General features: G+C 75.0%; 21 protein-coding genes. 8 read left to right on the forward strand and 13 right to left on the reverse strand.

The annotated features are described in order from the left end of the window. Window positions 1-27: 27 nt before the first annotated feature. Entirely contained in the window at window positions 28-1341 is a 1314-nt protein-coding gene (locus ABWK59_RS14245; RefSeq protein WP_354640954.1) for a hemolysin family protein, read from the reverse strand. A 190-nt stretch (window positions 1342-1531) separates the two neighbouring features. Here ABWK59_RS14245 and ABWK59_RS14250 point away from each other — a divergent pair, with 190 nt between their 5' ends. Continuing rightward, window positions 1532-2989 carry a glycosyltransferase family 39 protein gene (locus ABWK59_RS14250; RefSeq protein ID WP_354640955.1) on the forward strand — a complete coding sequence of 486 codons (1458 nt, stop codon included), beginning with the start codon at window positions 1532-1534 and terminating at the stop codon, window positions 2987-2989. 124 nt (window positions 2990-3113) lie between these two features. Here ABWK59_RS14250 and ABWK59_RS14255 read toward each other — a convergent pair whose 3' ends face one another. The 3 genes from ABWK59_RS14255 to ABWK59_RS14265 form a co-directional block, all read right to left on the reverse strand. Continuing rightward, complete coding sequence (locus tag ABWK59_RS14255; protein ID WP_354640956.1) at window positions 3114-4103, reverse strand: malate dehydrogenase; 990 nt, start codon at window positions 4101-4103, stop codon at window positions 3114-3116. Between the two features lie 204 nt (window positions 4104-4307). Next, window positions 4308-4826: a DUF3017 domain-containing protein gene (locus ABWK59_RS14260; protein ID WP_354640957.1), complete on the reverse strand. Its 519-nt coding sequence runs from the start codon at window positions 4824-4826 to the stop codon at window positions 4308-4310. A 5-nt stretch (window positions 4827-4831) separates the two neighbouring features. Continuing rightward, the gene (locus ABWK59_RS14265; RefSeq protein ID WP_354640958.1) at window positions 4832-5689 is read right to left on the reverse strand and encodes a bifunctional methylenetetrahydrofolate dehydrogenase/methenyltetrahydrofolate cyclohydrolase; all 858 of its coding nucleotides are present in this window, start codon (window positions 5687-5689) and stop codon (window positions 4832-4834) included. Between the two features lie 357 nt (window positions 5690-6046). Between ABWK59_RS14265 and ABWK59_RS14270 the strand changes: the two genes are divergently transcribed. The 3 genes from ABWK59_RS14270 (at window position 6047) to ABWK59_RS14280 (ending at window position 7761) form a co-directional block, all read left to right on the forward strand. Next, complete coding sequence (locus ABWK59_RS14270; RefSeq protein ID WP_354640959.1) at window positions 6047-6472, forward strand: hypothetical protein; 426 nt, start codon at window positions 6047-6049, stop codon at window positions 6470-6472. 131 nt (window positions 6473-6603) lie between these two features. Next, entirely contained in the window at window positions 6604-6951 is a 348-nt protein-coding gene (locus tag ABWK59_RS14275) for a DUF2752 domain-containing protein (RefSeq protein ID WP_354640960.1), read from the forward strand. A 138-nt stretch (window positions 6952-7089) separates the two neighbouring features. Then, a complete protein-coding gene (locus ABWK59_RS14280) occupies window positions 7090-7761 on the forward strand; it encodes an RDD family protein (RefSeq protein ID WP_354640961.1) in 672 nt (223 codons plus the stop codon). Between the two features lie 92 nt (window positions 7762-7853). Here the strand turns inward: ABWK59_RS14280 and purH are convergent, their stop codons facing one another. Together purH and purN are read right to left on the reverse strand one after the other, a co-directional pair. Beyond that, complete coding sequence (purH, locus tag ABWK59_RS14285; protein WP_354640962.1) at window positions 7854-9437, reverse strand: bifunctional phosphoribosylaminoimidazolecarboxamide formyltransferase/IMP cyclohydrolase; 1584 nt, start codon at window positions 9435-9437, stop codon at window positions 7854-7856. Further along, window positions 9434-10132 (reverse strand): phosphoribosylglycinamide formyltransferase, encoded by a 699-nt coding sequence (purN, locus tag ABWK59_RS14290; RefSeq protein ID WP_420492781.1) that lies wholly within the window; start codon window positions 10130-10132, stop codon window positions 9434-9436. Before purN ends, purH begins: the two co-directional genes overlap by 4 nt. A 344-nt stretch (window positions 10133-10476) precedes the next feature. Between purN and ABWK59_RS14295 the strand changes: the two genes are divergently transcribed. Continuing rightward, window positions 10477-11184 carry a hypothetical protein gene (locus tag ABWK59_RS14295; protein WP_354640964.1) on the forward strand — a complete coding sequence of 236 codons (708 nt, stop codon included), beginning with the start codon at window positions 10477-10479 and terminating at the stop codon, window positions 11182-11184. 40 nt (window positions 11185-11224) lie between these two features. On the opposite strand, the gene ABWK59_RS14300 is transcribed toward ABWK59_RS14295, so the two are convergent. Continuing rightward, window positions 11225-12748: a DUF6350 family protein gene (locus ABWK59_RS14300; RefSeq protein WP_354640965.1), complete on the reverse strand. Its 1524-nt coding sequence runs from the start codon at window positions 12746-12748 to the stop codon at window positions 11225-11227. Window positions 12749-12862: 114 nt separating this feature from the next. Here ABWK59_RS14300 and ABWK59_RS14305 point away from each other — a divergent pair, with 114 nt between their 5' ends. Next, a complete protein-coding gene (locus tag ABWK59_RS14305; protein ID WP_354640966.1) occupies window positions 12863-14773 on the forward strand; it encodes a sigma factor-like helix-turn-helix DNA-binding protein in 1911 nt (636 codons plus the stop codon). A 98-nt stretch (window positions 14774-14871) separates the two neighbouring features. Here the strand turns inward: ABWK59_RS14305 and sucD are convergent, their stop codons facing one another. From sucD to ABWK59_RS14330, 5 genes are all read right to left on the reverse strand, one after another. Then, complete coding sequence (gene sucD, locus ABWK59_RS14310) at window positions 14872-15753, reverse strand: succinate--CoA ligase subunit alpha (RefSeq protein ID WP_354640967.1); 882 nt, start codon at window positions 15751-15753, stop codon at window positions 14872-14874. Window positions 15754-15770: 17 nt separating this feature from the next. After that, complete coding sequence (sucC, locus tag ABWK59_RS14315) at window positions 15771-16946, reverse strand: ADP-forming succinate--CoA ligase subunit beta (protein ID WP_354640968.1); 1176 nt, start codon at window positions 16944-16946, stop codon at window positions 15771-15773. Between the two features lie 367 nt (window positions 16947-17313). Continuing rightward, window positions 17314-18510, reverse strand: a complete 1197-nt coding sequence (locus ABWK59_RS14320) for a VWA domain-containing protein (RefSeq protein ID WP_354640969.1) — start codon at window positions 18508-18510, stop codon at window positions 17314-17316. Between the two features lie 87 nt (window positions 18511-18597). Then, complete coding sequence (locus ABWK59_RS14325; RefSeq protein WP_354640970.1) at window positions 18598-21003, reverse strand: DUF5682 family protein; 2406 nt, start codon at window positions 21001-21003, stop codon at window positions 18598-18600. 34 nt (window positions 21004-21037) lie between these two features. Further along, on the reverse strand, window positions 21038-22138 hold the full coding sequence (locus ABWK59_RS14330; RefSeq protein WP_354640971.1) for an ATP-binding protein: 1101 nt from the start codon (window positions 22136-22138) through the stop codon (window positions 21038-21040). A gap of 253 nt (window positions 22139-22391) precedes the next feature. On the opposite strand from ABWK59_RS14330, the gene ABWK59_RS14335 reads away from it, so the two are divergent. Both ABWK59_RS14335 and ABWK59_RS14340 read left to right on the forward strand, forming a co-directional pair. After that, window positions 22392-23708, forward strand: coding sequence for an SWIM zinc finger family protein (locus ABWK59_RS14335; RefSeq protein WP_354640972.1), 1317 nt, complete (start codon window positions 22392-22394; stop codon window positions 23706-23708). A gap of 109 nt (window positions 23709-23817) precedes the next feature. Further along, the gene (locus tag ABWK59_RS14340; protein WP_354640973.1) at window positions 23818-25443 is read left to right on the forward strand and encodes a DUF5691 domain-containing protein; all 1626 of its coding nucleotides are present in this window, start codon (window positions 23818-23820) and stop codon (window positions 25441-25443) included. 155 nt (window positions 25444-25598) lie between these two features. On the opposite strand, the gene ABWK59_RS14345 is transcribed toward ABWK59_RS14340, so the two are convergent. Beyond that, window positions 25599-26006 (reverse strand): cobalamin B12-binding domain-containing protein, encoded by a 408-nt coding sequence (locus ABWK59_RS14345; RefSeq protein WP_354644953.1) that lies wholly within the window; start codon window positions 26004-26006, stop codon window positions 25599-25601. Window positions 26007-26084: the final 78 nt, after the last annotated feature.

Consider the following 26084-nt stretch of genomic DNA (forward strand, 5'->3'; position numbering starts at 1 on the left):
CGCCATTGTTCCAGCTTCGGCGACCGGTCAGGAAACTTCCGCTCCTGGAGGAACCGACAGTGTGAGGGCACTCACCCTGATCCGCTCGATCCGGCGGCCGTCCAGCTTGGCCACGGTCAGCAGCACGCCGTCCTCGGTGGCCACCTGGTCGCCGTCCTCGGGCAGCCGGCCGAGCTCGCGGACCACGTACCCGGCCACCGTCTCGTAGGGGCCCTCGGGCAGGGTGGCGCCGGTCTCCTGGGTGAAGTCGGCGAGGTTGAGCAGGCCGTCGACCTCCACGCCGCCGCCGGCGAGCCGGCGGGTGGCGGTGGTGTCCTGGACGTCGTACTCGTCGCGGATCTCGCCGATCACCTCCTCGACCAGGTCCTCCAGGGTGACGATGCCGGCGGTGCCGCCGTACTCGTCGACCACGATGGCCAGGTGGTGGCCCTCGCGGCGCATCTCGTTCATCGCCTCCAGCACCCGTTTGGTGGCCGGGAGGAGCTTGATCGGGCGGGCCAGGTCGCGGACCTTCGCCGCCTGCGCGCCGCGGGCGCCGTACAGGTCGCGGACGTGGACGAAGCCGGTGACCGCGTCGTAGGAGCCCTCGACCACGGGGTAGCGGGAGTGCGGGGCGGAGTCGGTCTCCGGGCGGACCTCGGCGACCAGCCGCTCGGCGTCCAGGAAGGTGACCTCGGTGCGCGGCACCATCACCTCGCGCAGCTGGCGCTCGCCGGCGGCGAAGACGTCGGCGATCAGGGCGCGCTCGTCGCTGCCGAGCTCGGTGTTGGCGGCGACCAGGCCGCGCAGTTCCTCGGAGCTCATCGAGCCGCGGCCGGCCGTGGGGTCGCCGCCGAGCAGCCGGACCACCAGGTTGGTGGAGTGGCCGAGCAGCCAGATCACCGGGCGCAGCACCACCGAGATGACGTCGACCAGCGGGGCGGCGAGCGGGGCGATGCGGTCGGCGCGCTGCAGGCCGATCCGCTTGGGGGCCAGCTCGCCGAGGACCAGCGAGACGTAGCTGATCACCAGGGTGAGCCCGACCAGGGCGACGGCGTCGGAGACGGCGGGGGTCAGGCCGAGGCCCTCGAACAGCGGGGCCGCCTTCTCGGCGAGGGTGTCGGCGCCGAGGGCGGCGGAGAGGAAGCCCATGCAGGTCACCCCGACCTGGGCGGCGGCGAGGAAGCGGTTGGGGTCGGCGGCCAGGTGGGCGGCCCGCAGGGCGCGCCGCGAGCCGGTGGCCTCCAGGGCCCGGATCTGCCCCTCGCGCAGGGAGATCAGTGCGATCTCGGCGGTGTTGAAGAGTCCGCCGAGCATGATGAAGACCAGGACCAGCGCGGCATCCTGCAGGGTTTCACTCACAACCGGTCATCCTAGGGCGGTCGGATCCGGACCCGGGGCCGACGAACGCACGTCGGATATGTCCGGCAGAATGTGGCGCACCTTCTCCTCAGGGACCCACATGGCACAGACCACACCTGCCCCCTCGTCGCCGGCGGACCGGCGGACGGGCGGCGGTTCCCCCGCCCGGCTCGGTGACCGCGTGACCGGCGTGCTCAGACTCGTCTGGCTGTGGCCGGCGCTCGCCACCCTCGCCGTCGGCCTCTACCGGATCGGCACCCCCGTGCTGTGGCACGACGAGCTGGCCACCGTCTCGGTGATCAACCGGCCGGTGGGCTCGATCGTGGCGATGCTGCGGAACGTGGACGCGGTGCACGGCGTCTACTACCTGTCGCTGCACGGCTGGGCCACGGTGTTCGGGCACTCGCCGACCGCACTGCGGATGCCGGGCGTGCTGGCGATGACGGCGGCGGCCGCCTGCGTCGCGCTGACCGGGCGGCGGCTGTTCGGGGCCCGCGCGGGACTGGCCGGCGGGCTGGCGTTCGCCCTGCTGCCGACGGTGGGCCGGTACGCCCAGGAGATCCGTTCCTACGCCTTCGTGGTGCTGGCGGCGTCGGCGGCCGCGCTACTGCTGCTGCGCGCCCTGGAGCGGCCGACGGTGCTGCGCTGGGCCGGGTACGCCGCGGCGATGACCGCGGCCGGGTACGTCCACCTGGTGTCCCTGGTGGTCGTGCTGCCGCACGCGCTCGCGGTGGCGCTGGACTGGTGGCGGAGCCGGAACCGGCGGGTGCCGCTGGGCTTCGTCCTCGCGTTCCTCACGGCGGTGGCCGCCGTCTACCCGCTGATCCGGCTCGGCGAGCGGCAGGCCGCCCGGCAGATCGGCTGGATCCTGGTCCCGACCGGCCACGACCTGGCGGCGATCTGGGCGCAGATCCTCGGCGGCACCATGGTCACCGCCGCGGTGGTGGTGCTCGCCGCGCTGTCCTTCGGCGGCGGCAACCTGCGCTCGGCGGTGCTGGCCACGGTGATGGCGGCGGTGCCGGTCCTGGCGATCTGGGAGATCTCCCGGCAGGCGTCCGTGTCGTACTTCATGCCGAAGTACCTGTTCTTCACGCTGCCGGCCTGGGCGGTGGTGGCGGGGGCCGGGCTGGCGGCGGTCCGCTGGCGGGGCACCGTGACGGGGCTGGCCGCGCTGGCCCTGGTGGCGCTGCCCGACGTCCGGGCGATGCACCAGCCGCTCTCGCACGCGGCGTACACCTACCCGGTGGAGGTCACCTGGTTCACCCCGCTCGACTACCGGGCCGCGGCCGCGATCGTGGAGCAGGGCTACCGGCCGGGTGACGGCATCGCGTTCGGCCAGCAGCGGTACGCGCTGTGGTGGGGCGTGGACACCGGCACCTGGTACTACCTGCCGAACCGGATCCGGCCCCGGGACGTCCTGGCGGGCCTGTCGGCGCGGGAGCGGGACGACCTCTGGCCGACCTCCTGCGGCGACCCGGCGGGCTGTCTGGGCCCGGAGCCGCGGATCTGGCTGGTCTCCAAGGACGACGGCACCGACCCGATGGCGACCGTCTCGGAGGCGGCCGAGGGGGTGCTCAGGCAGCGCTACGCGACGGCCGAGGTGCACCGGGTGTCGGGAATGACCGTGGCGCTGCTGGTCCGCCGCTGACCGGCGCGGTGCCGCTGGGCGGCCCCGTGGAACGCCGAACGGCCGGACGCCCCTCGCGGGGTGTCCGGCCGTTCGGCGTGTCGTCGCCGGCGCTCCGGGAGCGGACCCGGGGCCGGCCGCCGGATCAGATCAGGCCGAGCTGCTTCACCGCGTCGCGCTCCTCGACGAGCTCGTTGACCGAGGCGTCGATGCGCGGGCGGGAGAACTCGTTGATCTCCAAGCCCTGGACGATCTCCCAGCGGCCGTTCTTCGCGGTGACCGGGAAGGAGGAGATGAGGCCCTCCGGCACGCCGTAGGAGCCGTCGGAGACGATCGCGGCGGAGGTCCAGTCGCCCTCGGCGGTGCCGTTGACCCAGGTGTGCACGTGGTCGATGGCGGCGTTGGCGGCCGAGGCGGCGGAGGAGGCGCCACGGGCCTCGATGATGGCGGCGCCGCGCTTGGCGACGGTCGGGATGAACTCCTCGGCCAGCCACTTCTCGTCGTTGACGGCCTCGGCGGCGTTCTTGCCGGCGACCTCGGCGTGGAAGACGTCCGGGTACTGGGTGGCCGAGTGGTTGCCCCAGATGGTGAGCTTCTTGATGTCGTTGACGGTGACGCCGAGTTTCTTGGCGAGCTGGGCGACCGCGCGGTTGTGGTCCAGGCGGGTCATGGCGGTGAAGCGCTCGGCCGGGACGTCCGGGGCGTGCTGCTGGGCGATCAGGGCGTTGGTGTTGGCCGGGTTGCCGACGACCAGGACCTTGATGTCGTCCGCGGCGTTGTCGTTGAGGGCCTTGCCCTGGGGGCCGAAGATGCCGCCGTTGGCCTGCAGCAGGTCGCCGCGCTCCATGCCGGCGGTGCGCGGGCGGGCGCCGACCAGGAGGGCCACGTTGGCGCCGTCGAAGGCGGTGTTGGCGTTGTCGGTGATGGTGATGTCGCGCAGCAGCGGGAAGGCGCAGTCGTCGAGCTCCATGGCGGTGCCCTCGGCGGCCTTCACACCCTGGGGAATCTCCAGGAGGCGGAGGTTCACCGGCACGTCGGCACCGAGCAGGTGGCCGGAGGCGATGCGGAAGAGCAGCGCGTAGCCGATCTGGCCGGCCGCTCCGGTGACGGTGACGTTGACGGGGGTGCGAGTCATTTTCTACCTACTCCAGCAAATCGCCAGGTGCCCCAGGCACATCGGCGCGCTGGAGCCGAGGATGATCTCTCGATATCGAGAGACCTGGCGTCAGGTTATCGCAAGGGCGGCCGGGGGAGGGCGAACGGGCGTGGCTGATGCGTCACAGAGGGCAGCGGCCCCCGCCCGGGCGGGCCGGGCGGGGGCCGGGGACGGCGGCGGCCGTCAGTGCGACGGGCGGCCGATCAGCCGGCCGAGGTTGTCGAGCAGCGGCAGCCGCAGCCACGGGTCGGGCTGGGCCACCAGGGTGAGCACGGTGATCACCACGCCGAGCACCAGCAGCACGCTGACGTCGGTGAACCGGCTGCGGACGGCGAGCATGCCGACCTCCGGCAGCACCAGCCGCAGCAGCGCGGCCAGCAGCGCGGCGGCGCCCACCGTCAACAGGCCGATCCGGAAGTCGCCCAGCCAGGTGATCACCAGTCCGAGCCCGGCGATCGCCAGGACCAGGGTGATCGGCCACTGCCGCACCGGCAGCGGGTGGCTGCCGTCGAGGACCGGCGCGGAGCCCTCGGGCGGCAGGGTGCCGGTGGTCCGCACCTGGCGACGCCGGACCCGGCCCGGCTTGACCCCGGCCGGCGTGGTCCCGGCCGGCGTGGTCCCGCCGGCCCCGGCCGCGGCCGGCTCGGAGCCGTCCGGCGTGGTCCCGTCCGGTGTGGTTCCGGCCGCCTTGGTCCCGCTCATGGCGGTCAGCGGCCGGCGCGGCGCTCGGCCGCCTCGACGATGTTGTTGAGGAGCATCGCGCGGGTCATCGGGCCCACCCCGCCGGGGTTCGGGGAGATCCAGCCGGCCACCTCGGCCACGCCCGGGTCCACGTCACCCATGATCTTGCCCTCGCCGTCCCGGCTGACGCCCACGTCCAGCACGGCCGCGCCCGGCTTGACGTCCTCCGGCCGGACCAGGTGCCCGACGCCGGCGGCGGCCACGATGATGTCGGCCCGGCGCAGGTGGGAGGAGAGGTCGCGGGTGCCGGTGTGGCACAGGGTCACGGTGGCGTTCTCGCTGCGGCGGGTGAGCAGCAGGCCGATCGAGCGGCCGACGGTCACGCCGCGGCCGACCACCACCACGTCGGCGCCGTCGATCTTGACGTCGTGGCGGCGGAGCAGCTCGATGATGCCGTACGGGGTGCAGGGCAGCGGGCCCTCGATGCCGAGCGTCAGGCGGCCGAGCGAGGTGGGGTGCAGGCCGTCGGCGTCCTTGTCCGGGTCCATCAGCTCCAGGACCGGGTTGGGGTCCAGGCCCTTGGGCAGCGGCAGCTGGACGATGTAGCCGGTGCAGGTGGGGTCGGCGTTGAGCTCGCGGACGACGTTCTCCACGTCCTCCTGGGAGGCGGTGGCGGGCAGCTCGCGCTGGATGGAGGCGATGCCGACCTCGGCGCAGTCACGGTGCTTGCCGTTGACGTACCAGCGGCTGCCCGGGTCGTCGCCGACCAGGACGGTGCCGAGGCCGGGGACGATGCCCCGCTCCTTGAGGGCCGCCACACGGACGGCGAGTTCGGACTTGATCGCGGCCGCGGTGGCCTTGCCATCGAGAATCTGGGCAGTCATGACCCCATTCTCCTGGATCGGCCCGCCGGTCCGGCGCCGAGGCCCCCGCGCCCGACCCGGCGCGCGCCGCGGGAACGCGCCGGGCGTGGTGCGCGGTTCGACGCGGGGGCGGCACGGGGCGGCGGACGGGCGCGCGGAGGCGGGCGTGGTCCGGTACGGGGGCGGCCGCGGGCCGCGCCGGGGTGGCCGTGCATGCGGTTCGGGTTGCGGTTGCGCCACAGTTGTGTCCGCACCCCGGGCGCGGCTGGACATCGCCGGGCATTCCGGAAGACGATGGCGCCTGCAATCCACGCTGCCCACGGCCGTGACGGGCCGTCGGGGCACCAGACGGGGGACGATCTCGGGGGAAGACCGCACGTGAGCAATCCTTACCAGTCGCCGGATCCGTACGGCGGATACGGCCAGCAGCCGCCGTACGGCGCCCCGCAGTACCCGCAGCAGCCCCAGCCCGGCTACCAGCAGCCGGTCTCCGGGTACGGCTACCCGCAGCAGCCGCAGCCGGTGTACCAGCAGCCGCAGCCGCAGGCCTTCGTGCCGAGCGGCGGCCAGCAGAACTCGTACGCCACGGCCTCGGCGGTGCTCGGCTTCGTGGCGATCCTGCTGACCTGCTTCTACGGCGGGTTCCTGGGCCTGATCGGCATCGGCATCGGCATCGCCGGCGTCAACCGGGCGGGCCGGACCGGGGTCGGCAAGACCGCCGCGATCGGCGGCGTGGTGCTCAACACGCTCGCGGTGCTCATCTCCATCGCGCTGGTGGTCTACTACTTCGTCCTGACGAAGTGACCACCGTGCGGGCGGTGGGGACCGACCGGTCGGGTGACCGGCCGGCGGCCCGGTTGACGAGGCGTCTGACCAGCCGCCTGACGGGCCGTTGGCGCACGTCCGAAGGGACCCTGCGCGGCGCGGTGGCGCGGATGCTGCCGCGCGCGGCCGGCGGTGCGGTCGCGGCCGTGTCGGTGGCCGCCCTGCACGACGCCCGCGACCCGGGCGTGCTCTGCCCGCTCCGCCTGCTGACCGGTGTGCCCTGCCCGGCCTGCGGCAGCACCACGGTGTTCATCGAGGCCGGCCACGGGAACCTGCTCGCCGCGCTGGCGGCCAACCCGGTCACCGCCGCCGCGGCCTGCGCCCTGCTGGTCGCGCCGTTCGGCCCCGGCCGCTGGTGGACCGGGCTGTCGGACCGCCGCCGCGGCACCCTGATCGGCGCCGCCTTAACGCTGGCCTGGGCCTGGCAACTGAACCGGCTCGGCGTCAGCCGGCCCTGAACCTCTGCACTCCTGACGGGTATTGACCCCCACGTGTCAGGCTCGTCCGCTAATCTCCCACCCGGTCGGCAACTCAACTGCCTGTCCGTCCCAGGAATTTCCTGTCCGTCCCATGTCCCATCCTGCCCGGAGGCATCGATGAGCTACCCGCCCGACCCGAACAACCCGTACGGCCAGCAGCCCCCGCCGCCCGGCTACGGCTACCCGCAGCAGGCGCCGCCGCCGGCCCCGGGCTACGGCTACCCGCAGCAGGCCCCGCCGCAGCCCGGCTACGGCGCCCCGCAGGGCTACGGCATCCCGCAGCAGCCCGGCTACGGCCACGCCGGCCAGGTCCAGCAGTTCTACGCGGGCTGGGGCTCGCGGGTCGCGGCCTACTTCGTCGACTCCGTCGTGATCTCGATCCCGGCCGGCATCCTGTACGGCATCGGCATCGCCCTGGCCGCCGGCGCCGACAAGAACTGCACCACCAAGGGCTCCGGCAGCTACACCTACCAGGTCTGCACCACGGAGACCCCGGGTGCCGCCATCGCGGTGATGGCCCTGGGCGCCCTCGTCGCCATCGTGCTGGGCTTCTGGCTGCTGTACCAGGAGGGCAAGACCGGCCAGACCCCCGGCAAGAAGATGGTCAACATCCGGGTGGTCCGCGAGTCGGACGGCCAGCCGCTGGGCTTCGGCATGGCCTTCGTCCGCAAGCTCTGCCACATCCTGGACAGCTTCGCCTGCTACCTCGGCTGGCTGTGGCCGATCTGGGACGCCAAGAAGCAGACCTTCGCCGACAAGGTGATGAGCACCGTCGTCGTCAAGTCCTGACGCTTCGCCGTCCAACGGCACGAGGGCCGTACTCCCCGCGGGGAGTACGGCCCTCGTGCCGTTCCGGGGCCCGGCCGGGCCCCGTCCCGGCTTCAGTGGAAGAAGTGCCGGGTGCCGGTGAAGTACATGGTGATCCCGGCCGCCGCGGCCGCCGCCACGACCTCCTCGTCGCGGACCGAACCGCCCGGCTGGACCACGGCCCTGACGCCGCCGTCGATCAGCACCTGGAGGCCGTCCGGGAAGGGGAAGAAGGCGTCCGAGGCCGCGAACGAGCCCTTGGCCCGCTCGCCGGCCCGCTCCACCGCCAGCTTGGCGGAGTCGACCCGGTTGACCTGGCCCATGCCGACGCCCACCGAGGCGCCGTCCTTGGCCAGCAGGATGGCGTTGGACTTGACGGCCCGGCAGGCCCGCCAGGAGAAGGCCAGCTCGGCGAGCTCGGCCTCCGACAGGGCGTCACCGGTGGCCAGGGTCCAGTTCGCCGGGTCGTCGCCCTCGGCGTGGATCCGGTCGGTCTCCTGGAGCAGGACGCCGCCGGAGATCGGACGGACCTCCTTGGCGTGGCCCGGGGCCTCGGGGGCGACCAGCACGCGGATGTTCTTCTTGCGGGCCAGCACCGCGACCGCGCCGTCCTCGTAGCCCGGGGCCACGACGACCTCGGTGAAGATCTCGGCGATCTGCTCGGCCAGCTCCACGGTGACCGGGCGGTTGACCGCGATCACGCCGCCGAAGGCCGACAGCGGGTCGCAGGCGTGCGCCTTGCGGTGCGCCTCGGCGACGTCCGCACCGGTGGCGATGCCGCACGGGTTGGCGTGCTTGATGATCGCGACGGCCGGCTCGGCGTGGTCGTACGCGGCCCGGCGGGCGGCGTCGGTGTCCACGTAGTTGTTGTAGGACATCTCCTTGCCGTGCAGCTGCTCGGCGCCCGCCAGGCCACCGGTGCCGTCGGAGTAGATGGCCGCCGACTGGTGCGGGTTCTCGCCGTAGCGGAGCACGTTCTGGCGCTCGTAGGCGGCACCCAGGAAGGCCGGGAAGTCCTCCTCGCGCTCGGTGTAGCCGGACTCCTCGAACCAGGAGGCCACGGCCACGTCGTACGCCGCGGTGTGGGCGAACGCGGCGGCCGCCAGGCGCTTGCGGGTCAGCAGGTCGAAGCCGCCGCCCGCGGCCGCCGCCAGGACGTCGCCGTAGCGGGCCGGGTCGACCACGACCGCGACCGAGGGGTGGTTCTTGGCGGCGGCGCGGACCATCGACGGGCCGCCGATGTCGATCTGCTCCACGCACTCGTCCGGGGTGGCGCCGGAGGCGACGGTCGCCCGGAACGGGTACAGGTTCACCACGACCAGGTCGAAGGGCTCCACGCCCAGGTCGGCCAGCTGCGCGCGGTGCGACTCCAGGCGCAGGTCGGCGAGCACGCCCGCGTGCACGCGGGGGTGCAGCGTCTTCACGCGCCCGTCCAGGCACTCCGGGAAACCGGTCAGCTCGGAGACCTCGGTGACCGGGACGCCCGCGGCGGCGATCCGGCCCGCGGTCGACCCGGTGGAGACGATGGTGACCCCGGCGGCGTGCAGGCCCTGGGCCAGCTCCTCCAGACCGGTCTTGTCGTACACGCTGATCAGCGCGCGACGGATCGGCCTGATGTCCTCGGAGACGGGGGGCGTGGTGCTGGAGACGGCGCTCATGCCGGGATCCAAACCTTTCGGTCCTCGATGCGGTGACCCTCGCGGGCCAGCCGGCCCACGACGTCGACGAGCAGGCGGTGCTCGACGGTCTTGATGCGGTTGTGCAGCGCCTCGCCGCCGTCGGCGTGGTCGGCGTCCTCGACCTCCACCACGCCCTGGGCGATGATCGGCCCGGTGTCCACCCCGGCGTCCACCAGGTGCACCGTGCAGCCGGTCACCCGGACCCCGTACGCGAGCGCGTCGGCCACGCCGTGCGCGCCGGGGAAGGCCGGCAGCAGGGCGGGGTGGGTGTTGACGATCCGGCCGGCGAAGGCCTCGACGAAGGCCGGGCCGAGGATCTTCATGAAGCCGGCGGTGACCACCAGGTCCGGCTCGTGGGCGGCGACCGAGGCGGTCAGCGCGCGGTCCCAGGCGGCACGGTCGGCGAAGTCGGCGATCCGGTGGACGAAGGTCTCGACACCCGCCGACTCGGCCCGCTTCAGGCCGGCGATCCCGTCCCGGTCGGCACCCACCGCGACGATCGCGGCCCCGTAGGCCGGGTCGGCCGCGGCGTCGATCAGCGCCTGGAGATTGGTGCCGGAACCGGAGACCAGGACCACCAGCCGGGCCGGTCCGGGCGTGCGGGGCGGAAACACTTGAGCGGTAGCGGCGGCCACTGCGCGATTCTCCGTACGTCGGTGCGCCCGCTGGTACATCCACCGTCGGTGGGGCCACTACGGGCGGCGATCCTGTCGAGCCGGGGCGGCCACGCGGGGACGCCTGGCGGATGCCGCGGGCCCCGGGAACCGTTGTGAGCTGCTGACCGTCACCACGATAACGGCTGGTCGGAAGGGTCCTGTAACCGCAGGGCAACGCTACGCGCGTAGTTGAGACACGGATCTCCTCAGGACGCGCCAGGGCGCTCCACGACCGGGTACGCGGGGGCGGGACGCCGGGCACGCGGGGGCGGGGTTCCCCTGCCGGGAGCCTGCGGGATCATTGACGGGCGACCCCCGGCGGGGCGGTACGGGAGCGGCCCCCAGCCGCACGACGAGAGGGCATGGCCGACAGCATGAGCAGCCGCGAGGACACCGGCGAGCGCAACCCCTTCGCCCCGCCGCCGGCGGACGCCCCCGACCAGCCCTGGCAGCCCCGCCTCCCCCAGCACCTCCCGGCCACCGGCGGGGCGGACGGGGACGGGTCCTCGGGGTCCTCGGGCTCGTCGGGGGCATCGGGGGCATCGGGGGCATCGGATTCGTCGGGCTCGTCGGGGTCGGCCGGTGAGGAGGACGAGACGCCGCAGGTCCCGTCGCCGCACCCGTGGGGTCCCGGCTACCGCGGCCCGTGGTCCGCGCCGCAGCCGCCCGAGCGCCCCAAGTTCGACCCCAACGACCCGGTGCAGCGGCACTCCCGGTACGCGCTGACCGCCGGCATGGCGGCCATGTTCTGCGTGGTCACCTCGCTCGGCCCCGTCGCCCTGCTGCTCGGCGCGCTCGCCGTGTACTGGGCGGTCAGCGCCCTGCGCGCCGGCCGCCGCCCCAAGGACGCAGCCCCCGGGCACCCCACCGCCCCGCAGACCCCCGCCGCCCTCGGCGGCCTGGTCATCGGCACCGCCGCCGTCCTCTTCGTCCTCGCCGGATTCGCGGTCCAGCTCTACTACGCCGACTACCTCTCCTGCGTCCAGGACGCCCTCACCGAGGAAGCCGCCCGCAGCTGCAGCAACCTCGCCCCCGACTGGCTCGTCACCATCACCAACCCGGACCGCTGACCCGCGCCCCGCGGGGGGCTCGCCTCAACCCCGAGCCCCGTCAGGTGCGCTGTCCCGCTCCCGCCGCCCACACGACCGCCCGGTACACCCCGACCCGTACCCGTGCCCCCCAGATCCTCCCGGTCGACCCCGACGGCGCGTGCGCCTCCGCTCCCGCCCGTGTCAGCCACCACCGCACCACCAGTGCCCCCGGCACCCCGACCCCGAGCAGCCACGCCCCCGCCGCCGCGCCCGCCTGCCACGGCACCGGCCCGAGTTCGGACATCCGACGTGCCGCCAGCGCCCCGCCGGCCGCCCAGGCGGCGCCCGCCGCGGCCACCGCGCCACCGACGGCCACCCCGCACCCCGCCGTCGCCGTGGCGACAACACCCCACCGCCGTTCGCCCCCCGCCGCCGCCCGGCCCACCAGCAGGGCCGGCAGCGCCGCCGCGAGCAGCGGCAACCCGCAGGCCACCACCCCCCACCCGAGGCCCGCGACCACACCCGCGGCCGTACCGTCACCACCGCCGCCCGCGTGGCCCGCTCCCGGGACCAGTGCCAGCAGCGGGAAGTCCGGGAGGGCGCCGAGCCGCGTCCCTGTGGGTGCGACCACCGTCCCCGTCCCGACCGCGAAGCCGGGACCGAGCGCGTACGTGGCGGCCCACAGCACGGCGTTCGGCAGGAGCAGGGCGCAGGCGAGCAGGAGTCCCAGGTAGCCGGACGTGCCCCCGCCGAGTGTCAGCGCCGACGTTCCCGCACCGCCGACCACGACCGCGGCCGTCAGCACGGTGCCGCCCGCCGCCGTCATCCCGAGCAGCCAGCCGCCGACCGCCCGGCCGACCACCGGCCAGGCCCCCACCGGCGTGGCCCACCCGGGCCACCGCACCGCCCGCCACCACCCGGCTGCCGCGCCGCCCTCTCCCGGACCGTCCCGATCTCCCTCCTCACCCTGGTCGAGCTCCCAGCCGATCTCGTCGACCTCGTCGGCCTCCCCCGCCGCCCCCGCCGCCCCCATCGGCACCCGGCGCGCCATCACCGCCGTGACGGCAGCCCCCGACCCCTCCGGGGCGCTCCGGGTGCCCAGCCAGAGCGAGGCCGCCGCCAGCAGTGCCACGGCGAGCAGGTCGGGCAGCGGCTCGGCCCGGAGCGGCGCCTCGGGGGCCGAACACTGGGTGACGGCGACACCGGCGACCACCAGGTACCCGGCGCACAGCGCCTGGCACGCGCGGCGTCGCGCTCTTCCGCGCCGTAGGGTGCGCCGACCGATCCGCCGTCCGGCCCGGTGCAGCAGGACGGCGCCGATCAGGGTGAGCAGCAGCGGGGTGACGGTCACCGGGACGCCCTCGGCGCCGCGCGCCATCGGCCCGCCGTGCCCGAGCAGCCAGAGTCCGCAGGCCAGCCGGAACGCGCCCGCAGCAGTGTCCTCCGCATGCGGATCGACCAGCCAGAGCGCGAGGATCGGGAGGGTCACCACGGCAAGGGTGAACAGGGCGGTGCGGACTCCGGTGAGCAGGTCGGCGAGGGGCGAGCGGGCTCCCAGTTCGCTCGGCAGGCCGAGGATCGGACGGCCCATCAGCTGCGTCATGGGCCTCATGCTCCCAAGATCACCCGTTGTGCCCCGTCAACGGGCGAACCTTCGCCGTGTCCCGGATTATCTGTACATGTGCCTTTTCCCGCTCAGTGGCGAGGAGGGATCCCGGTGACCAGGCGCCCGACCGCCGCCGGCGACGACACCCGGCGGGCAGACGGCCCGTCAGGCCTTACCGGCGCGGAAGCCGCCCGGTTGCTCCGGCTGCTGACCCCGCGTGAGGCACAGGTGCTGGCCCTGCTGGCGGCGGGTCACGACGCGGACGGGATCGCCCGGGCGCTCGGCATCCCGCCCGGTGCGGCGCGGGTCCACCTGCACCGGGCGATGCGCAAGCTCGGCGTCCAGACCCGGGCCTCGGCTGCCGCCCTCGCCACCCGGCTGGCCGACCCCGCGCCCGCCACCGAACGGGCCGAACGGGCCGAGCGCCCCACCTCCCGTCGCCGCCGCGCCGCCCGTTCACGTCGGTCACCCGGGAGGCTGCCGGACGGCGTACGGCTCCGCCCCGCCCACCACACGCCACCCCGGTCCTCACCCGGCTCGCCGCTGCCCGCGGCACCCGAACCCGCAGCCGACGCCCCTCAGCCGGTGGCGTCCCTCCCGACCGAGCCGACCGCCCCGCCCGTCCTCGCGACTGTCCCCGCGACCGGGACCGTCCCGGCCGCCGCCGCCCGGCCCGTGGACTTCGAGGCGTTCTGCGCCGCCGCCCACGCCCGGCTGGTGCAGCAGGTCTTCCTGGTCGCGACCGGCCGCCGCCGGGCCCGGCACTGCGTCCACGCGGCACTCGGTGCGGCGTCCCGCCGCTGGGAGACGGTCTCCCGGCTGCCGGACCCGGAGGGGTGGGTCCGTGCCCGGGCGTTCGACGCGGTGCTCTCGCCGTGGCGCCGGGGCGGCCCCCGCCGGACGCACCGGCTGCACCCGCCACGCCTGCGGATCAGGGTCCGCCCGGCCACCGAGGCGGACGCCCCGCCCGACGGCCTGACCGCCGCCGAGGCCGCCGCGCCGACCGGCCGGGGCGGGCGCGCCACCCGCCCGACCCGCCGCGACCGGGCGCTGCTCCGGGCCCTGCGGCGGCTGCCCCGACCGCAGCGCCGCGCCGTGGTGCTGCACGACGCGGTGGGGCTGCCGGTGGACGAGGTGGCCTACGAGGTGGAGTCCAGCACCGCCGCGGCCGCGGGCCGGGTGCTGGCCGCCCGGGCCGCCCTCGCCGCGTCGGTCCCGGAGCTGGTCGGGGACGACCCGGCGGACCCGGCCTTCGGCGACCGGCTGGGCGGGCTGCTCCACCGGGCCGCCGTCCGCGGCTGCCCGGCCCCCCGGCCGCCGGCCGCCGCCACGCTCACCACCGCCAGCCTGATCCGGACCGCGGTGGGGACCGGAGCCGCCGGGCTGCTCAGCACGGCGATGGGGGTGGCCATCCTGGCGACGCTGCTGGGCGGCGGGCCGTCCACGCTGTTCCGCCAGGCCGACCCGGAGCCCGGGCCGCCCGCCTGCGCCGGGGGTGCCGCCGTGAACACCGGTCCGGTGCTCCCGGGCTTCGAGTCGGGCGTCCAGAGCCTGTGGTGCAACCCGTCGGCGGGTGACCAGGCGCGGCTGGCCGACGGTCCGCCGGCGCCGACGACCTCGCCCTCCGGATCCGAGTCCGCGACGGCCGCCGCCGACCCGCCCTCCCCCACCCCGGCCGGACCGCCCACCGCGCCCGTCCGCCCGAGCACACCCGCGGCGTCCGCGGTACCGCCGGTCGCCCCGGTCCCGCCGGTCAGGCCGTCCGCGCCCGTCGAGCGCCCGCGTCCCACCGCGTCGGCCGCCGTCAGCCCCGGCGCGGTACCGAACCTGCCGCTGGTTCCCGTGGCACCGGGCGGTCCCAGGAAGCCCGCCTCCCCCGTCGAGCCCACCCCGCCGGCGGCCGCGACCCCGGCCGCCACCCCGGCCCCGAGCCGGCCGACGACGGTCGGCTGCACGCTCCTGGGGCGGTGCCCGGAGCCGTTCCCGCCGGCCGCCGCCGAGCGGACCGGCCCGGCCCGCTGACCGATCGGACGGGCAGCCGGAAACGGCCGGGGGCGGAAAAGGCGAGGGCGCCGCGGACGGGAATCCGTCCGCGGCGCCCTCGCACGGGGCGGCTGAGGTCAGCCGATCAGCTCACGAGCCAGGCGAGCGGTCTCGGACGGCGTCTTGCCGACCTTGACACCGGCGGCCTCCAGGGCCTCCTTCTTCGCCTGGGCGGTGCCCGAGGAGCCGGAGACGATGGCGCCGGCGTGGCCCATGGTCTTGCCCTCGGGGGCGGTGAAGCCCGCGACGTAGCCGACGACCGGCTTGGTGACGTGCTCGGCGATGTAGGCCGCGGCACGCTCCTCGGCGTCGCCGCCGATCTCACCGATCATGACGATGAGCTCGGTCTCCGGGTCCTCCTGGAACGCCTTGAGGGCGTCGATGTGGGTGGTGCCGATGACCGGGTCGCCACCGATGCCCACCGCCGAGGAGAAGCCGATGTCGCGGAGCTCGTACATCAGCTGGTAGGTCAGGGTGCCGGACTTCGACACCAGACCGATCTTGCCCGAGCCGGTGATGTCGGCCGGGATGATGCCCGCGTTGGACTGTCCGGGGCTGATCAGGCCGGGGCAGTTGGGGCCGATGATGCGGGTCTTGTTGCCCTTGGAGCCGGCGTAGGCCCAGAAGGCGGCGGTGTCGTGCACCGGGACGCCCTCGGTGATCACGACGGCCAGGCCGATCTCGGCGTCGATCGCCTCGACGACGGCGTCCTTGGTGAACTTCGGCGGCACGAAGATGACGGTGACGTCGGCACCGGTCTTCTCCATGGCCTCGGCGACGGTGCCGAAGACCGGCACCTCGGTGCCGTCCACGTCAACGGTGGTGCCGGCCTTGCGCGGGTTCACACCGCCGACGATCTGGGTGCCGGAGGCGAGCATGCGGCGGGTGTGCTTCATGCCCTCGGAACCGGTCATGCCCTGGACGATGACCTTGCTGTCCTTGGTAAGGAAGATAGCCACGGTTGAAGTCCCCTTCCTTACTTGGCGTTGGCCAGCTCGGCGGCGCGGTCAGCGGCGCCGTCCATGGTGTCCACCTGCTCGACGAGCGGGTGGTTGGCGTCGGTGAGGATCTTGCGACCCAGCTCCGCGTTGTTGCCGTCGAGGCGGACGACGAGCGGCTTGGTGACGGCCTCGCCCTTCTCCTCGAGGAGCGCGAGGGCCTGCACGATGCCGTTGGCGACCGCGTCGCACGCGGTGATGCCGCCGAAGACGTTGACGAAGACCGACTTGACGTCGGGGTCGCCCAGGATGATCTCCAGGCCGTTCGCCATCACCTCGGCGGAGGCGCCGCCACCGATGTCGAGGAAGTTGGCGGGCTTGACGCCACCGTGGTTCTCGCCGGCGTAGGCGACGACGTCCAGGGTGCTCATGACGAGACCCGCGCCGTTGCCGATGATGCCGACCTCGCCCTCGAGCTTGACGTAGTTGAGGTTCTTGGCCTTGGCGGCCGCCTCCAGCGGGTTGGCGGCGGCGTGGTCGACCAGCGCCTCGTGCTCCGCCTGACGGAACTCGGCGTTCTCGTCCAGGGAGACCTTGCCGTCGAGGGCGATGATCTTGCCGTCACCGGTCTTGACCAGCGGGTTGACCTCGACCAGGAGGGCGTCCTCCTTGATGAAGACGGTCCACAGGGTCTGCAGGACGTCGGCGATCTGGTCCGCGACCTCGGCCGGGAACTTCGCGGCGGCGACGATCTCGGCGGCCTTGGCGGCGTTCACACCCTCGTTGGCGTCGATCGCGATCTTCGCGAGGGCCTCGGGCTTGGTGGCCGCGACCTCCTCGATGTCCATACCGCCCTCGACGCTGGCCATGGCCAGGAAGGTGCGGTTGGCGCGGTCCAGCAGGTAGGAGACGTAGTACTCCTCCTTGATGTCCGCGGTCTGGGCCAGCATCACCTTGTGGACGGTGTGGCCCTTGATGTCCATGCCGAGGATGGCCTCGGACTTGGCGACGGCGTCCGCCGGGTCGGAGGCGAGCTTCACGCCACCGGCCTTGCCTCGGCCGCCGACCTTCACCTGAGCCTTGACGACGGCGCGGCCGCCGAAGCGCTCCGCGATCGCGGCAGCGTCTGCGGCGTTCTCGATGACATCGCCGTCAAGCACGGGCACGCCGTGCTTGGCGAAGAGGTCCCTCGCCTGGTACTCGAACAGGTCCACGTGTTTGTCCTTGTTCGTGGTCGCGGATTGTGTCTCTACGAGCGTGCCACGGCAGGATCTTCGCTGCGGGTCGTCGGGGCTGCGCAGGTACGCAGAAATATGTCCTTGCGGCCCACGCAGCGCGCCGGGCGCATCGTCAATCAACACGCGCGTCACGTTCCGTGTGGCAGGTTATCCCCGGACGACGGGACTGTTTCGCCCGGGACCGGCTCCGGTTTGGTGAGAACCGTCACAACCGTACGACCCGTACCACCCATGGGTCGAACTCACTCCGGGTGACCGGCGGGTGTGAGCGGCCGTACCCCCGTCACTCCTTCGTCCGCGCCCTACTCACCCCTGGGGGTGACGCCGGTGGGCGGCGCCGGTCCTACCGGCCGTCCGGCACCGGCAGCGGCCGCTTCTCGATGGCGGCGGCCATGATGTCGGGGAAGGCGTCCGGGGTACAGGCGAAGGCCGGCGTGCCGAGTGCGGCCAGGGCGGCGGCGTGGGCGTGGTCGTACGCCGGGGCGCCCTCGTCGGACAGGGCGAGCAGGGCGATGAACTGCACGCCCGAGGCCTTCATCGCGGCGACCCGCTTGAGCATCTCGTCGCGGATGCCGCCCTCGTACAGATCGCTGATCAGGACGACCACGGTCTCGGAGGGGCGGGTGATCTTCGACTGGCAGTAGGCCAGGGCGCGGTTGATGTCGGTGCCGCCGCCGAGCTGGGTCGCGAACAGGACGTCCACCGGGTCGGTCAGCTGCTCGGTCAGGTCGACCACGGAGGTGTCGAAGACCACCAGGCGGGTGTCCAGGCTGTGCATCGAGGCCAGCACGGCGCCGAACACCGCGGAGTGCACCACGGAGGCGGCCATCGACCCGGACTGGTCGATGCAGAGGATGACGTCCTTCTTCACCGCGCGTTGGGCGCGGGCGTACCCGACCAGGCGCTCGGGGACGACCGTGCGGTGCTCGGGCAGGTAGTTCTTGAGGTTGGCCTGGATGGTGCGGCCCCAGTCGATGTCCCTGTGGCGCGGGCGGTTGACCCGGGCACTGCGGTCGAGCGCCCCGCCGAGGGTGGAGCGGGTGCGGTCGGCCAGCCGGCGCTCCAGCTCGGCGACCACCTTGCCGACCACCGCCCGGGCCGTCTCCCGGGTGGTCTCGGGCAGCGCGTGCTTCAGCGAGAGCAGGGTGCCGACCAGGTGGACGTCCGGCTCGACGGCCTCCAGCATCTCCGGCTCCAGCAGCAGGCGGTCCAGCCCCAGGCGGCTGATCGCGTCCTGCTGCATCAGCTGGACCACGGAGGTCGGGAAGTACTCCCGGATGTCGCCGAGCCAGCGAGCCACCTGCGGGGCGGAACCACCCAGGCCCGCCGACCGCGCCTGCCCCGACCTGGACCGGCCGGACTCCGCCTCGGCCCCCCGGTAGAGGGCGGACAGCGCGCCGTCCATCGCCGCGTCCCGCCCGGCGAGCCGGCAGCCCGTGCCGTCGGCCTCACCGCCGAGCACCAGGCGCCAGCGGCGCAGCCGCTCGGCGGCCGGGTCGGCGGGGTGGGCGGGAGCCGCGGGGGCGTGAGCGGTGGTCATCTGACACTCCTTCGGCGCAGGGCGGGGTGGTTCGGGGCGGAGTCGGGTGGTTCGGGCGGAGTCGGGTGGTTCGGGGCGGGCGGCGGCTCAGGTGTCGCGATGGCTCGCCTGGTGCGGGATGCGCGGGCGCTCGGGGGCCGGGGCCGGGATGCCGAGGAGAAGGGCGAGGGTGGGCAGGGCGGCGTCGGCCCGGGCGAGGTCGTACCCGGGGGTCTCCTCCGATACGGCGGCCGGGGCGGTGAGCGGCCCGGTGGCGACCCGCTCGCCCACCGTCCGGCGGACTCCGGCCTCCAGGGCGGAGAAGGTCCGCCGCAGGACGGGCAGCAGGTCGGTGAAGGTGTCGGCCGGGACGCCGGCCAGCCAGTCGTCGAGCAGGCCGAGCAGGGCGGCGTCATGCAGCAGCAGGGCTCCGCCGCCGGCCAGGAAGCCCTCGATCCAGCCGGCCGCGTCGGCGGGGCTGCCGGCCGGCGAGAGGACCAGGCCCATCCGGCGTCCGGCCTCCTCGGTCTCCAGCCGCCCGTCGTCCAGCAGCAGGCGGACGGCGCGGCCGCGCAGCAGCCCGGGCGCGCCGGTGGCCGGCCCGCCGCCCGGCTCGCGGGCGGCCAGCGAGCGCAGGGCGGCGGCCCAGCGCTCGGCGATCGAGCCCTCCGGCCCGCCGGCCGACCCCGCCGGGCCCTCAACGGTCGGGCCCTCCCCCGCCGGGCGGCCGTCGTCGGCGGTGAGCAGGCCGACGGCGGCGTGCACCGCGTCGAGGTGGGCCCGCATCGCGGTGGCGCCGTCGGCGTCGAGGCCGGTGCAGGCGGGCGGCAGGCCGACGCAGATCCGCTCGGCCAGGCCCCGGGCGACCCCGGCCAGCGCGGCGCTGTCGGTGCCGCGGACGTCCCCGTAGCGCAGGGCGCGGACCAGGGCGGGCAGGGCGGCCGCTAGGTGGGCGACGTCGGTGTCGAGGGCGGCGCGGTCGGCGAGCAGCCGCATCACCGCGGGCAGGGCCCCGGGCAGGCCGGCGAGCAGGGCCCGCTCGGCGAGGGCGGTGAGGTCGGAGAGCTCGGCCGCGGCGGCGGCGTCGCCGATCACCTTGCCGGTGGCGGCGCTCTCGACGGTGGTGCCCCACTGGGCGGCCTCGGCGATCCGGACGGCGAACTCGGGCTCCCAGCGCAGCCGCCAGGTCTCCCGGAAGGTGCCGGTGGAGTTGACCGTGGAGCGGCTGGGGGTGCCCCAGTCGATGCCGAGCAGCCGCAGCCGGTGCAGCAGCCGGGAGCGGTCGGCGTCGAGCTCCTTGCGGAGGTCGAGGGCCAGCTCGCGGTCGGCCGCCTCGGCCTTGAGCCGGAGGCTGCGCTGCAGGCGGGTGAGGTCGCGCTGGAGCGGGACGGCGGGGGCGCCGTCCGGGACCTCGCCCAGGGCGTCGCCGACCACCAGCCGGTCGTGCACCAGGGCGAGCGGGACGTCGGAGCCGTCGCACATCACGGACCGCACGGCGTCGAGGGTCTCGGTCAGCCCGGCGAGCGGACGGCCGCGCATCACCGCGAGCGTCTCGGCGAGCCGGACGGACTCGATGACGTGGGCGGAGGAGACCGGGTGGTCCTCCGCGCGGAGCAGCTCGGCGATCCGGGTGATCCAGCGGGCGACGGTGTCCCGCTCGGTGCCGAACAGGTGCCGGTACCAGCCGGGCGAGTCGATGCCGGCGCCGTAGCCGGTGTGCTGGGAGAGCCTGCGGTGCGTCCAGGGCACCCAGGTGATCTCGGTCCTGACCTTCCTGGGCAGCTCGGCAAGAAGGGCGCGGTCGTGCGCGACGGTCGGCATGTCGCGGAGGGCGGGAACGTGCCAGGCGCCGCAGACCACGGCGACGGTGCGGTGGCCGGCGCGGCGGGCGGCGCGGATCTGCTGGCGCATGTACGCCTCGCGCAGCTCGTCGCGCCGGCCGACCGGGCCGGTCTCGCGGAGGGCGGTCATGGCCTCGGCGACGGCCTCGAAGGGGGTGAGGGCGTCGGCGCCGGGGGTGCGGTGCTCGATCACGTCCTCCCACCAGCGCTCCGGGTCGTCGTGGCCGGCGGCGCGGGCGAGGGCGGCGATCGGGTCGGCCGCCGCGGCGTCCTCGCCGGACGGTGCCCGGGTGGCGTCGTCGGGGCAGCCGTCCGGGGCACCCGCCGCGGCCTCGTCGGGAGTGCCGTCCGGCGCGAGGGTGTGGCCGGCCGGGAGGTCGATGAAGCGGACCGGGAGGTCGCGCTCCACGGCGTACCGGAGCGCGACCCACTCCGGGGAGAACTCGGCGAAGGGCCAGAACGCGGCCCGGGCCGGGTCGTCCGCCGCGTGGGCGAGCAGGGCGACCGGCGGGACCATCTCCTTCTCGCCCGCCAGCGCGGTGATCCGGTCCGCCTCGGGCGGGCCCTCGATCAGCACGGTGTCGGGCCGCAGCTGTGCCAGGGCGGCGGCCACGGCGCGGGCCGATCCGGGCCCGTGGTGCCGTACGCCGAGCAGGGTCACGCCTGCGTCCATGTGCCGTTCCCTCCTTTCGATCTCGACTTGGCCGTCAGCGGGAGTGCTCGCGGGCGGCGCGGTAGAAGTCCTTCCAGCCGTCGCGCTCGCGGACCACGCCCTCGACGTACTCGCGCCAGACCTGCTGGTCGGCCACCGGGTCGCGGACGACGGCGCCGAGGATGCCGCCGGCCACGTCGCCGGCACGCAGCACGCCGTCGCCGAAGTGGGCGGCGAGGGCGAGGCCGTTGGTGACCACGGAGATGGCCTCGGCGGTGGACAGGGTGCCGCTGGGCGTCTTGACCTTCGTCCGGCCGTCGGCGGTGACGCCGGAGCGCAGCTCGCGGAAGACGGTGACGACGCGTCGGATCTCCTCGGCGCCGCCGGGCAGCTCGGGCAGGTCGAGGGAGCGGCCGAGCTGGCCGACCCGGCGGGTGACGATGTCGACCTCCTCGTCCAGCGTGGCGGGGAGCGGCAGGACGACGGTGTTGAACCGGCGGCGCAGGGCGGAGGACAGGTCGTTGACCCCGCGGTCACGGTCGTTGGCGGTGGCGATGAGGTTGAAGCCGCGGACGGCCTGGATCTCGGTGCCGAGCTCGGGGACGGGCAGGGTCTTCTCGGAGAGGATGGTGATCAGGCTGTCCTGCACGTCCGCGGGGATGCGGGTGAGCTCCTCGACCCGGGCGGTCTTGCCGTCGGCCATGGCGCGCATGACCGGGGAGGGGACCAGGGCCTCCCGGCTGGGGCCGTTGGCGAGCAGCTGGGCGTAGTTCCACCCGTAGCGGACGGCCTCCTCGGGGGTGCCGGCGGTGCCCTGGACGAGCAGGGTGGAATCCCCGCTGACGGCGGCCGCGAGGTGCTCGGAGACCCAGGTCTTGGCGGTGCCGGGCACGCCGAGCAGGAGCAGGGCGCGGTCGGTGGCGAGGGTGGTGACGGCGATCTCGATCACCCGGCGGGGACCGATGTACTTGGGGGTGATCACGGTGCCGTCGGGCAGTTCGCCGCCCAGCAGGTAGGTGGCGACGGCCCAGGGCGAGAGCCGCCAGCGCTCCGGGCGCGGACGGTCGTCCTGCGCGGCGAGGGCGGCCAGCTCGGCGGCGAAGGCGTCCTCGGCGTGCTGCCGGAGGACCTCGGGGGCCTGGGTGTCGGTGGTCATCGGGACTCCTTCGTGCGGGCCGCCGCCGGGCAGACCCCCGGCAGGGCTCCGGGGTCGGGGCGGCTCGGGATCGGTGGGACCATCGGCGCAGATGAGGGCGGGTGCCGGAGCAGCGTTTCGCACGCCTGTTCCCGGCCGGTCGGAATCCACCATGCACCCCGCCACTGACAATCCGGCCTCTCCGGACTGATCGTTCATCAGTTCGAGTGACATCCCTTCCGGACTGTCAGTGGGGCCGCCTAGCGTCGCCGCCATGGAGGAACGCTGGAGCACCGAACACGTCCTGTCCCTCGCGCCTGACCAGTCGTCACAGAAGGCCGCCGGCAAGCTCTCCGGCCCCGCGCCCTGGTCGGAGACCGGCTGGGGCGGCGGGGCGCTGTGGGGGCTGTGCAAGGGCAGCGGGAGCACCCCGTACCGGACGGCGGTCGAGCTGGGCACGCCCGCCTACACGTGCAGCTGCCCGAGCCGGAAGTTCCCGTGCAAGCACGCCCTGGGCCTGCTCCTGCTGTGGGCCGGGGCCGCCGAGGCGGTCGCCGCGGGCTCCGAGGTCCCGGAGTGGGTCGAGGAGTGGCTGAGCAGCCGTCAGGACGCCGCCGAGCAGAAGGCCGCGCGGCAGCAGGCGAAGGCGGCCGAGGCCGATCCGGCGGCCGCGCGGCGGCGGGCCGAGCGGCGCTCCGCCCGGGTCGCGGCCGGCGCCCAGGAGCTGCGGCTCCGGCTCGCCGACGGGGTGCGCCGCGGCCTGGCCGACCACACCACGGACGCCTCCTGGGAGGAGGTGGCCGCCCGGATGGTCGACGCCCAGGCCCCCGGCCTGGCGGGCCGGGTCCGGGAGTTGGGCCACACCCCGCAGGGCGACCTGCTGGAGGAGTACGCGCTGCTGCACCTGCTGGCGGGCGCCTTCACGCGGGTGGAGGAGCTGCCCGAGCCACTGGCGGCCACCGTCCGCACCCGGGTCGGCTTCACCACGGACGCCTCCGAGCTGCTGGCCGGCCCCACCGTCCGGGACAGGTGGCAGGTGCTCGGCAGCCGGGACACCGCGGACGAGCGGCTGACCACCCGTCGGCTCTGGCTGCGCGGCGCCAAGACCGGCCGGCCCGCCCTGCTGCTGGCCTTCGGCCGGCCCGGCCAGGCGCCCGAGCTGGCCCTGCCCACCGGCCGGGTGCTGGAGGCCGAGCTGGCCTTCCACCCGGGCTCCCGCCCACTCCGCGCCACCCTCGGCACCCGCTACGGCACCCCGGAGCAGGGCCCGGCCGAGCCGCCGGCCGGCCTCACCCCGGCCGAGGCGATGGCCGCGTACGGCACGGCCGTGGCCCAGGACCCGTGGCTGGAGTCCTGGCCGGCCGTGCTGAGCGAGGTCGTCCCCGTGCTCTCCCCGGAGGGCTGGCAGCTGACGGACGGTCACAGCGCGGTCCGCGTCCGGCGCGGCTCGGTGCCCGAGCAGGCGCTGTGGCGGCTGGCGGCGGTCTCCGCGGGCCGGCCGGTCACCCTCTTCGGCGAGTGCGGCCACGCCGGGTTCGCCCCGGTGACCGTCTGGGCCGAGGGCGCCCGCCCGATCGGGGTCGCCCAGTGAGCCCCCTCGCGCCGCCCGCCCGCCGGCCCAGTCCCGGCCGTCGGCCGCACCGGCGTCCGGCCGTCCCCATCCGCATGTACATCCGCATCCGCCCGACGGGAGGCAGGCCGTGACCGCACCCACCTTCACCCCCGCGACCGCCGGCGAGGACTGGGCCGAGCTGCAGACCGTGGCCCTGCTCGGCACCGACCGCCGGCCGCTCCCGCCGGCCGGCGGCACCCCGGCCCTGGTGACCGTGGCCTCCGCCGTGGACCGCACCGACCAGGCCGCCGCCCTGCTGGAGCTCGCCGCGCTGAGCACCGTCCGGCGCCGGGCCGGGGCGCAGGCCCTGCCGGCGCCCGGGCTGCCCGAGGCCGCCGCGCCCGACCACCGCCCCGAGCTGCCCGAGGCCGCCGCCCGGCGGCTGTCGGTGCTGCTCGGCGGCCGGGCCTCCGGCGGTGCCCCGGCGAATCTCGCCGAGCTGCTCCCGCAGTGGCTCGCCACCGCCCGCGAACGCGGCTACCGGCCGCCCGCCGCCCTCGTCCCGCCGCTGCTGGACGCCGCCCGGGCCCGCAGCGAGCTGCGTGGCGACGCGGTGGCGCTGGCCGGCCCGCTGGGCCGCTGGCTGGCCGAGCGGAATCCGGACTGGCGCTTCGTCAACCGGACGGCCGACGGCACCCGTCCGGCACCCGCCGAGCCCGACCGGTCGACGGAGACCGGCGGACCCGACGGATCCGTCGACCCGGCGGAGCAGGTCTGGCAGGAGGGTCTGTTCGCCGAGCGGGTCACCCATCTGACCCGGCTCCGCCGGACCGATCCCGGCCGCGGCCTGGAGCTGCTCCGCTCCACCTGGCCCACCGAGCGCGCCGAGGACCGGGTGCTGTTCCTGGACGCGCTGCAGGACGGCCTGTCCGGTGCGGACGAGCCGTTCCTGGAGGCCGCGCTCTCCGACCGTTCGAAGAACGTCCGGGCGACCGCGGCCGAGCTGCTCTCCACCCTCCCGGGCTCCGGGCTCGCCACCCGGATGGCCGAGCGCGCCCGTGCCGCCGTGCGCCTGGACGGCAGTCGGCTCGCCGTCAGCCCGCCGACCGTCTGCGATGCGGCCATGCAGCGTGACGGCATCACCGTGAAGTCGCCGACCGGCCGCGGCGAGCGGGCCTGGTGGTTCGGCGAGATCGTGGCCGCCGCCCCGCTGGCGTTCTGGACGACGGAGACCGGCCTCGGCCCGGAGGAACTGCTCCGGCTGCCCGCGGGGGACGGCACCTCGGACTGGACGGACGACCTGCGCGAGGCCTGGGCCCGCGCCGCCGTCCGCCAGCAGGACGCCGCGTGGGCACGGGCGCTGCTCGGTCCGGCTCCCCGCGAGGGCCGGCCCGGCCGCACCGCGGGCACGCCGTCGAAGCTGCTGTCGGTGCTGCCGGGCGCCGAGCGCGCCGCCTGGACGGCCGCGTTCGTCCGGGCCCACGGCCTGGCCGACGCCTTCCAGTTGCTCGGCGCCTGCGCCACCCCCTGGACGCCTCCACTGAGCACCGCCGTGGTCGCCGCGCTGGAGCGGGCCGCCCGCTCGGGCTCGTACCCGTGGAGCCACAGCGGGGTGCTGGGCATGACCGAGCGCGCCCTGGCACCGGAGACCGCCCCGGCCGTGGAGGCCCTGGCGGCGGACGCGGCACCCGACACCGCCTGGGCGGACACCTTCGAACGGCTCGCCGGGACGCTGCGCTTCCGCGCCGCGATGCTCGACGAGCTCGGGGGGTGACGGTCCGTCGGCCGGCCACCGGTCGACGGGTGTCCCGTCGTCCGGGGCCGGCCGGTACGGACGTCAGCGGTGCCGGACGCCGGTGCCGGCGACAGTCATGGCTGTCACCGCGGCTCCGGCTGAGCCTGCGCCTGCGCCTGCGCCTGCGGCGAAGGTCAGCCGGCGGGGCGCAGGTTGGCCTCGACCCAGCGGACCACGTCCTGGGTCGTGGTGCCGGGGGTGAAGATGTCGGCGACGCCCATCGCCTTCAGCTCGGCGATGTCCTCGTCCGGGACGATGCCCCCGCAGAAGACCTTGATGTCCTCGGCGTCGCGCTCCTTGAGGAGCTCGATCACCTTGGCGCAGAGGGTCATGTGCGCGCCGGACAGGATGGACAGGCCGATGCCGTCCGCGTCCTCCTGGATCGCCGTGTCGACGATCTGCTCCGGCGTCTGGTGCAGGCCGGTGTAGATGACCTCCATACCGGCGTCGCGCAGCGCCCGCGCGATGACCTTGGCGCCGCGGTCATGGCCGTCCAGCCCCGGCTTGGCGACGACCACACGGATCGGCCCTGACACACCCATCACTGCCTCCTGGACCACGTTGTCCACCACCCGGCTGACCTGGTCGGACACGGGCGAGGTGTTAACCAGTTCTAACAG

This window comes from Kitasatospora sp. HUAS MG31, from assembly GCF_040571325.1.
Taxonomy (GTDB): Bacteria; Actinomycetota; Actinomycetes; order Streptomycetales; family Streptomycetaceae; genus Kitasatospora; species Kitasatospora camelliae.